The sequence below is a fragment of the Bilophila wadsworthia ATCC 49260 genome, assembly GCF_000701705.1.
Classification (GTDB): Bacteria; Desulfobacterota; Desulfovibrionia; order Desulfovibrionales; family Desulfovibrionaceae; genus Bilophila; species Bilophila wadsworthia.
Genome location: NZ_JNJP01000127.1, coordinates 1 through 7,313, shown reverse-complemented (window position 1 = coordinate 7,313; position 7,313 = coordinate 1). Strand labels below are relative to the sequence as shown.

The following is a 7,313-nucleotide window of genomic DNA, read 5'->3' as shown; positions in this document are numbered from 1 at the left end:
GTATGGGCTAACGGCAGATAGAGTGGACGCATATTTTTGTTTCGGAGGCGTACGTCTCCCGGAACCGCTTGGAGAAAGCAAAAAAGCCGGAGGAATCGTCTCCGGCTTTTCCCGTTGAGGAGATCAGCGGGTGGTTTTGATGATATTGTAGTTGCGATACGCCCCGGTATCGAGATTGACTTCTTCCGCAGTGGAGCCCCGGTAGCCGGTCATGGTGTTTGTGAATGTATCGTACTTGATGACTTGGGTCTCGGTGGCAAGGAACTGATACCTGTTGATGAAGGCGTATGCCGCTGTAAAAATAAGAATACTGCACGAAAGAAGCAACAGGGACGCCGGAGTGGAGACGTTTTTCAGCATGTGGGCCTCACGCAAGGAAATTGGGGATTGATGAGGCCGTAACCATGTTACAAGTGATAACGAAAGTCAATAAAGTGGCGACGGCTTTCAGGTACCTGAAGCACTTCTTTGGCGGCAAAGAGTGTATCCCCGCCGCCGGAGGCATACGCCATTCTACTGTATGCCGATGAAATGCCGGATGGCGGATTCGAGCCGCCGGATGCTGACGAAGGTGTCGAGGCAGGGGCCGTTGGGCCGTTCGTTGATGACGCCGAAGACCGGCAGGGGGTGCGTATCCTGAATGCCGGAGGACAGATCGCGCTCGCAGGCCACGGCTACGATGAGCTTGGGGCGGGCCTGCACGACGATGCGGCGGGCGATGGTTCCCCCGGTGGCGATGGCGACCTGCACGCCGTAGGTGTCCCGCAGGTTGAGTACGTCCTTGAGCGGGCAGGCCCCGCAGCGGGCGCAGTTGTCGATGTGGTAGGTAAGGCGGTGGGTGCAGCGGCTCGACTGGATGCAGTGGGGCAGGAGCACGAGAAGCTGGCGCGGCTCGCACTGGATGCCGCTGCTGAGGACCAGCTCGTTGTTGACCTTGATGAAGGAACGGCGCACGGCGGCTACGGGGATGCGCATCATCCGGCCCATGAGCTCCATGATCGGCAGGAGCAGGCGGATAGTGATGCCGCGCAGGCGCGATGTGCCGAGTATGGGCTTTCCGGTGTAGGCGTGGAGCACCAGCCCCACGGAAAGCCAAAGGATTCCGAGGATGGCCCCGCCGAAGACGATGCCCGCGATGAACGGGAGCCACGGATGGATGGCCGCGAACCCGATGGTCGGGACAAGCCAGATGAGCAGAAGCAGCACGCAGAGCAGGATGGCCGTGCCGATCACCAGACCGATGAACAGCCGCTTGCCGGTACCTTCGTATTCATCCTTGGACAGGGAAAATGCGGACTTGGAGATGCTCACCTTGGGTTCGCCCGAATGAGGTGAAAGGATTGAGGAACATCAAGGAAGATATTTTTTCTTTCCGCGCAACGGGGCTCCTCGTGCGCGGCCTCCCCACCAGTCAACGTTTTTGCGGGTGGGGGGGCGTGGGCGGACACTTTTGGGACAAAGCGCCCTCCCACGGTCTTCTATCCTAAAGAGGGAGAAACGGCGCGGCCGCAGCCGTCCTTGTTGGCGGCGCGGCAATAACCGTTCCAGAAGGCCTCCGCGGACATGGGCTTGCCTCCGGCGGGCTTGAGCGTGGAAACCTCATACAGGGCGTCGCGGCAGGCGATGAGCAGCTTGCCGCCCCGCAAGGCCACGAGGGTTCCCGGAGCGGGGTGCCCACCAGTGAATGTCTCACCTACCCGGCCCGGCTGAAGCAGCGCGGGCAGGGGATCGCGCCCCGGCAGCAGGAATACCGTCTGTGCGCCGGGCCACGGGGTCACGCCCCGGATACGGGCATGGATGACGGCGGCGTCCTCATCCCAGTCAATGTGCCCGTCGGCCTTGGTCAGCTTGGCGGCGTAGGTCGCCAGCGCCTCTTCCTGCGGGATGGGCGTGGAGGGATCGCCGTCGGCGTACTGCCGGAGCACTTCCACCATGAGACGCCCGCCGAGATCGGCCAGTTCGTCGTGCATGGTGGCGGCGGTGTCGTCGATGCCGATGCCGAGCGCGCGCTGCAACAGCATGGGCCCGGTATCAAGCCCGCGCTCCATCCGCATGATGGTGATCCCCGTGAGGTGGTTGCCGTCCATGATCGCCCGCTGGATGGGGGCCGCGCCCCGGTACTGGGGCAAGAGCGAGCCGTGGACGTTGAAAGGCCCGATGGTCGGGATGTCCAGCACGGATTGGGGCAGAATGAGGCCGTAGGCGGCGACGACCAGCGCGTCGGGGCGGAGCCCGGCGAGCGCGGCGCGGTCGGCTTCGTCCTTGAAGTTGAGCGGCTGGAAGACCGGAATGCCGAGCTCCTGCGCCAGCACCTTGACGGCGGGCGGCTGGAGTTTGTGCCCGCGCCCGGCGGGGCGGTCGGGCTGGCAATAGGCGGCGACGACCTCGCAGCCGGGCCATGCCGCCACATGTCGGAGCACCGTGGCGGCGAAATCCGGCGTCCCCATGAATACGACGCGCATTTTCTGTTCCGGAGCGGCCATCTATTTCACCTGACTCTGACGGGTGCCTTTCTTGAGCTTGTTTTCGAACATGATCCGCTTGAGGCGGCTGATACGGTCGATGAACAGCTTGCCGTCCAGGTGATCGATTTCATGCTGGACGCAGATGGCAAGGATATCGTCCGCGTCGAAGCTGACGGGGTTGCCGTCCAGATCGGTGGCTTCGACGTGGACCCGGGCGGTACGGCGGACCTTGGAACGGTAGTCGGGCACGGAGAGGCAGCCTTCCTCGCTTTCCACATACCCGGCGTCCGGAAGGGGCGTCCATACGGGATTGACCAGCACCATTTTCCCTTCGCGCTTTTCGGGGCCGGTGACGTCGATGATGACGAGACGGATGAGCTGGCCCACCTGCGGCGCGGCAATGCCGATGCCGTCCGATTTGTACATCGCTTCGGTCATTTCTTCGGCGAGTTTACGGATCTCGTCGGTGACTTCAGTGATGGGGAGGCTGGGCTTGCCAAGAAGCGGATTAGGATAAGTGACTATTTTCAAAGACATGTATGCTCTCGTATACGGGTTGGCATTCGTGGTTAAAACGGGTTAAGAAGCGGCTAGGCCTTCATGTTGAGGCACTATCAATACCCTGTCCGAACAATAATGTACAGATTGTACGCAAGCCTCGCCGGGCCGCCGGGACGGAGAACCTCCCACGGCGGACGGGCGACCGATGGTGGCCACCTTGCCGAACGACGTTTTTTTGCCTTTCGCTCCCGACAAGCCGTGGCTCGCCCCGCTGGCCGGATGGTCGGACTTGCCTTTTCGCCTGTTGTGCCGCCGGTTCGGCGCGGCGGTCTGCTGCACTGAGATGATCAGCGCCAAGGGGCTCATCTACAAGAGCCCCGGCACGGCGGAACTGTTCGCCACCTGCCCGGAGGACGGGCCTGTCGTCGTCCAGCTGTTCGGCAGCGAGGCACCTTTCATGGAGGCGGCGGCCGGGCAGCTCAGGGACAAGGGGTTCGTCTGGTTCGACTGCAATATGGGCTGCTCCGTCCCCAAGGTGGCGCGCACGGGGTCCGGCGCGGCGATGTGCAAAGACATCGACAACGCCCTGGCCGTTGCCGAAGCCCTGATCCGGGCTGCCGGGCGCGGACGCGTAGGCTTCAAGCTGCGCCTCGGCTGGGATGAGCCGGGACGTTCCCCCGCCGCCGAAACGTGGCGAGTGCTGGCCCCGGCGCTGGAGGCGCTCGGCGCGGGCTGGCTGACGCTGCACCCCCGCACGGCGAAGCAGGGCTTCACCGGGACGGCGCGCTGGGAATATCTCAGCGAGTTGAAAGCGCTTGTTTCCTTACCCGTCATCGCCAGCGGGGACTTGTTCACGGCGGAGGACGGTGTACGCTGCCTCGCCGAAACGGGCGTGGATACCGTCATGTACGCGCGCGGGGCCTTGCGGGATCCGGCGATTTTCAAGGCGCATCTTGATCTGCTCGCCGGGCGTGAACCCGAGGTTGCCGATGTGGCGACGCTGCTCGCCCGCATCCGGGAACATGCGCGGCTCGCCCGGGAACTCAGCACGGAAAAGGTGGCGTTGCTCAAGATGCGGACCATCGTGCCACGTTACGTCCGGCACATCGAAGGTTCGAAACAGCTCAGGGCGGATATCATTGCCTGCCGGAGCTGGGACGATTTTGAAAAAGCGCTGCGCTCATTCGAGGCTGGAAAAAGTTCTTCCGAGTGATCTTGTATATTTTCCTCAGTCAGTTATTTACAGATAAGCAGTCCCGCCCCAATTGTCACCCTACCGCCATGCCGGGGAATCTATGAAGTTTTCTCCTTATCGTCTGGGTTTTACCCTGATCGAAATCATATCCGTGCTGGTCATCCTCGGCATCCTCGCGGCTGTCGCCGTCCCCAAGTATTTTGATATGCAGGATGACGCCGAGAAAAAGGCCGCCCTTTCCGCCGTGGCCGAAGCGCAGTCCCGCATCCAGCTTTCTTTCGGGCAACAGATCTTGCAGGGAAAGCCGTGTGATAAGGCTGTGGAGGAAGTCAGCGAGATCAGTAAGCTGAGTGACGACGGCAAAAGTAAGTTCGGCGATTTTTCTCTCGGTATTGACAAAAGCGCCAGCGGCGGGACCCTTACCACCTCCGGGGTGGCTATCTACGCCAAGCGTGGCGACAGCGACACGGCGGTAGAGACGGGGGGCAAACTGTATTTGCCGTCGTGCACTGATGAAAAAGGGCTCAGTGGAAATTTTTCTCAGGCGGTGCTCGGCTATCTTGATAGAGTACTGGCTACCGACAGCCATGATTTTCGTGATGACATCTTGGGTGAAGTTATTTCTCTCGGCAATGGAGTCTCCTACACAGTAAAGAATATTGTAAATCAAGGTGGCAACGGTGCATATGTCGATTTGCAATACACTAATGCGAGCGGAGATACATTGACTTTTCAGGTTCATAAGAACAGTAACGGCGAGAGTTGGATTCAGCAGATGGTTGCTCATTCCAATGACGGAAAGTCCATCAACCTGATTAAGGACAATTACCGTGCCAACTTGAGTGATGCACAGATCCGCCAAGCCCAAAATATAGTCTCAAGCATGGGGATGGATACGTCCAGCTTTGGTCCTGCATTCGACTCAAAATTGGGTGCGGGTGTCCTCTATTTCGATAAAGGATTTGTTCCCAAACAGTGACGAGGAGCGATACTTCCCCCTTCCATAAGCCTTTGCGCCACGGCAAGTACGGGGAGGCCCACGATTGTCGCCCATTGGCCTTTGATTCCCGAGACAAGGAAGGAGCCGAGGCCCTGTATGGCGTAGGAGCCGGCCTTGTCGTCGCATTCGCCGGTGGCCGCGTAGGCGCGGAGCACGTCTTCGGGCCACTCCGCGAAGGTCACGTCGGCGGCGTCGTAAAACAGTTCCGTCCGGCTTTCCCCATGAGCCGACAGCCAGATGATGCAACACCCCGTGTATACGGTATGCGTCCGGCCCGAGAGGTGCAGCAGCATGGCGAGGGCTTCGTCGCGGCTGGCGGGCTTGCCGAGGATGATCGGGCCGTGTTCCTCGTGCAGTACGACGATGGTATCGGACCCGAGGACCACCGCGTCGGGCGTTTCGGGCCCGGCGGCGCGGGCTACGGCTTCGGCCTTGGCTTGCGCCGCCCGCATGGCATAGGCGGCGGGATCGTCTTCCAGCGTGGGGGCGGGTTCGGAGCCGTCCACAACCTTGATGGTGAAGTCGATGCCGAGGCTGCCGAGCAGTTCGCGCCTGCGGGGAGAGGATGAGGCGAGGATGATGGGGCGAAGCGCGCGGAATGCGCCGGAAGGCATGGTTTCTTGCACGGTTTTGGTCCTTTTCGTCTTTATGCTACTGGAAAAAGTTTGCGGAAGGCGCTAGCCTGACTTCACAGAGAAATCTGAAAGGAGTCATCATGTCGTCCACTCGCAAACTCAGTTCGCGTCTTACGCAGTTGCTGGAATTATTCAACCGCAATGACGACTGGCTCATCGTGATCAATGCCGATCCCGACGCGATGGCGTCGGCTATGGCCCTCAAGCGGATCATGTCCCATCGTACCGGGAAAGTCACCATTGCCCGGATCAATGAAATTTCGCGGCCGGACAATCTGGCGATGATCCGGTATCTGCGCATCCCCATGCTTCCGCTGACCGACAAGTTGAAAGCCTCCTATTCACATTTTGCGATGGTCGATTCGCAGCCGCATCACAACCCCGCCTTTGCGGGTATCCCGTTTTCCATTGTTATCGATCATCATCCGGCTGTCCCCGAGCATCCCGTGGATGCCGCCTATGTGGACATCCGGCCCCAGTACGGCGCGGTGAGCACATTGCTCACGGAGTACCTGCGGGCTTACCACATCCGGCCCGGCATCCGGCTTGCCACCGCCCTGCAATACGGTATCCGTACGGATACCGCCACGTTTACCCGCACGGGCACGGAAATCGACCTGCGCGCTTACCAGTATCTCGCCGCTCACGGGGACACCGCCTTGCTCACGCGCATCACCCGCAGCGAATACCTCCCCGAGTGGCTCAAATACTTTGCGCGCGCCTTCTCGTCCATGCATCAGTGCGGCTCAGGGGCCTACTGTTATCTGGATACGGTGGAGAACCCCGATATACTCGTGGTGGTTGCGGATTTCTTTACGCATGTTCACAGCATCAAGTGGGTCGGCGTTTGCGGCGTGTACAACGATACTGTCGTTGTCATCTTCCGGGGCGACGGTCATGTCGATCTTGGCGAATTCGCCGCCTCACGTCTTGGTGCGCTCGGTAATGCGGGCGGGCACCGCGCCCTCGCGCGTGCCGAATTTCCCCTTGAGGCGACCGAAGGCCGCAGCGTCGATGTGTTCGTCTTCCGCAAGCTCACCGAAAAGCCCCAAAAGAAGAAAGTTGAAGACGTTGAGAGTGTGGAGGGGGGAGAGGAAGAGTAGGGTATGGATATGGAACCGGGGGAGGGAACCCTTTAAAAAGGGTTCCCTCCCCCCTCCTCTTTCCTTCCTAAACTTTTCGATTGTATTGAATCCCTGTTTGCGGCGTTCCCATTTTGCCAGGGGACAGGGCGTGGCGTTTTTTCTTGGAAGCAGAAGGGCTGCTGAACAATCTTGTTCAGCAGCCCTTCATATGAAGAGGTTGGATACAATCCGTTAAAAGCGCCGACAGGAAAAGCCGAGAGCAGGGACTGGGTAAGGTCGAATCCTTGACGTGATCCCCCGGCTAAGCCGGGGGGCTCCTGCAGTTTGACAATTCCCTAAAACAGCAAACCTCCTTGTCCGAACCGCTCAAGGCAGAACAAGGAGGCTTTTTATGAAGCAATTACAAAGTTTAAGTCATACGGTCTGGGAGTG

The 7,313-nt window shown here is 60.0% G+C and carries 8 protein-coding genes; 3 read left to right on the top strand and 5 right to left on the bottom strand.

Going from position 1 to position 7,313, the window contains the following annotated elements; all coding sequences use genetic code 11:
- Nucleotides 1-123: 123 nt before the first annotated feature.
- The 4 genes from T370_RS0120490 to def all read right to left on the bottom strand — a co-directional run bounded on the left by T370_RS0120490 (nt 124) and on the right by def (nt 3,002).
- Complete coding sequence (locus T370_RS0120490; protein WP_029436842.1) at nt 124-360, bottom strand: hypothetical protein; 237 nt, start codon at nt 358-360, stop codon at nt 124-126.
- A 153-nt stretch (nt 361-513) separates the two neighbouring features.
- On the bottom strand, nt 514-1,311 hold the full coding sequence (locus T370_RS0120485; RefSeq protein ID WP_029436841.1) for a DUF116 domain-containing protein: 798 nt from the start codon (nt 1,309-1,311) through the stop codon (nt 514-516).
- Between the two features lie 167 nt (nt 1,312-1,478).
- Complete coding sequence (gene fmt, locus T370_RS0120480; protein ID WP_005028375.1) at nt 1,479-2,483, bottom strand: methionyl-tRNA formyltransferase; 1,005 nt, start codon at nt 2,481-2,483, stop codon at nt 1,479-1,481.
- On the bottom strand, nt 2,484-3,002 hold the full coding sequence (def, locus tag T370_RS0120475; RefSeq protein ID WP_005028376.1) for a peptide deformylase: 519 nt from the start codon (nt 3,000-3,002) through the stop codon (nt 2,484-2,486). It lies immediately after the preceding gene.
- Nucleotides 3,003-3,171: 169 nt separating this feature from the next.
- Between def and T370_RS0120470 the strand changes: the two genes are divergently transcribed.
- Complete coding sequence (locus T370_RS0120470) at nt 3,172-4,179, top strand: tRNA dihydrouridine synthase (protein ID WP_005028378.1); 1,008 nt, start codon at nt 3,172-3,174, stop codon at nt 4,177-4,179.
- 82 nt (nt 4,180-4,261) lie between these two features.
- Nucleotides 4,262-5,140, top strand: a complete 879-nt coding sequence (locus T370_RS0120465) for a type II secretion system protein (protein WP_029436840.1) — start codon at nt 4,262-4,264, stop codon at nt 5,138-5,140.
- Here the strand turns inward: T370_RS0120465 and T370_RS0120460 are convergent.
- Nucleotides 5,107-5,787, bottom strand: a complete 681-nt coding sequence (locus T370_RS0120460) for a Maf family protein (RefSeq protein WP_051643929.1) — start codon at nt 5,785-5,787, stop codon at nt 5,107-5,109. The genes T370_RS0120465 and T370_RS0120460 overlap by 34 nt on opposite strands.
- Nucleotides 5,788-5,876: 89 nt before the next feature.
- On the opposite strand from T370_RS0120460, the gene T370_RS0120455 reads away from it, so the two are divergent.
- Complete coding sequence (locus T370_RS0120455; protein WP_005028381.1) at nt 5,877-6,899, top strand: DHH family phosphoesterase; 1,023 nt, start codon at nt 5,877-5,879, stop codon at nt 6,897-6,899.
- The last annotated feature ends 414 nt before the right edge of the window (nt 6,900-7,313 follow it).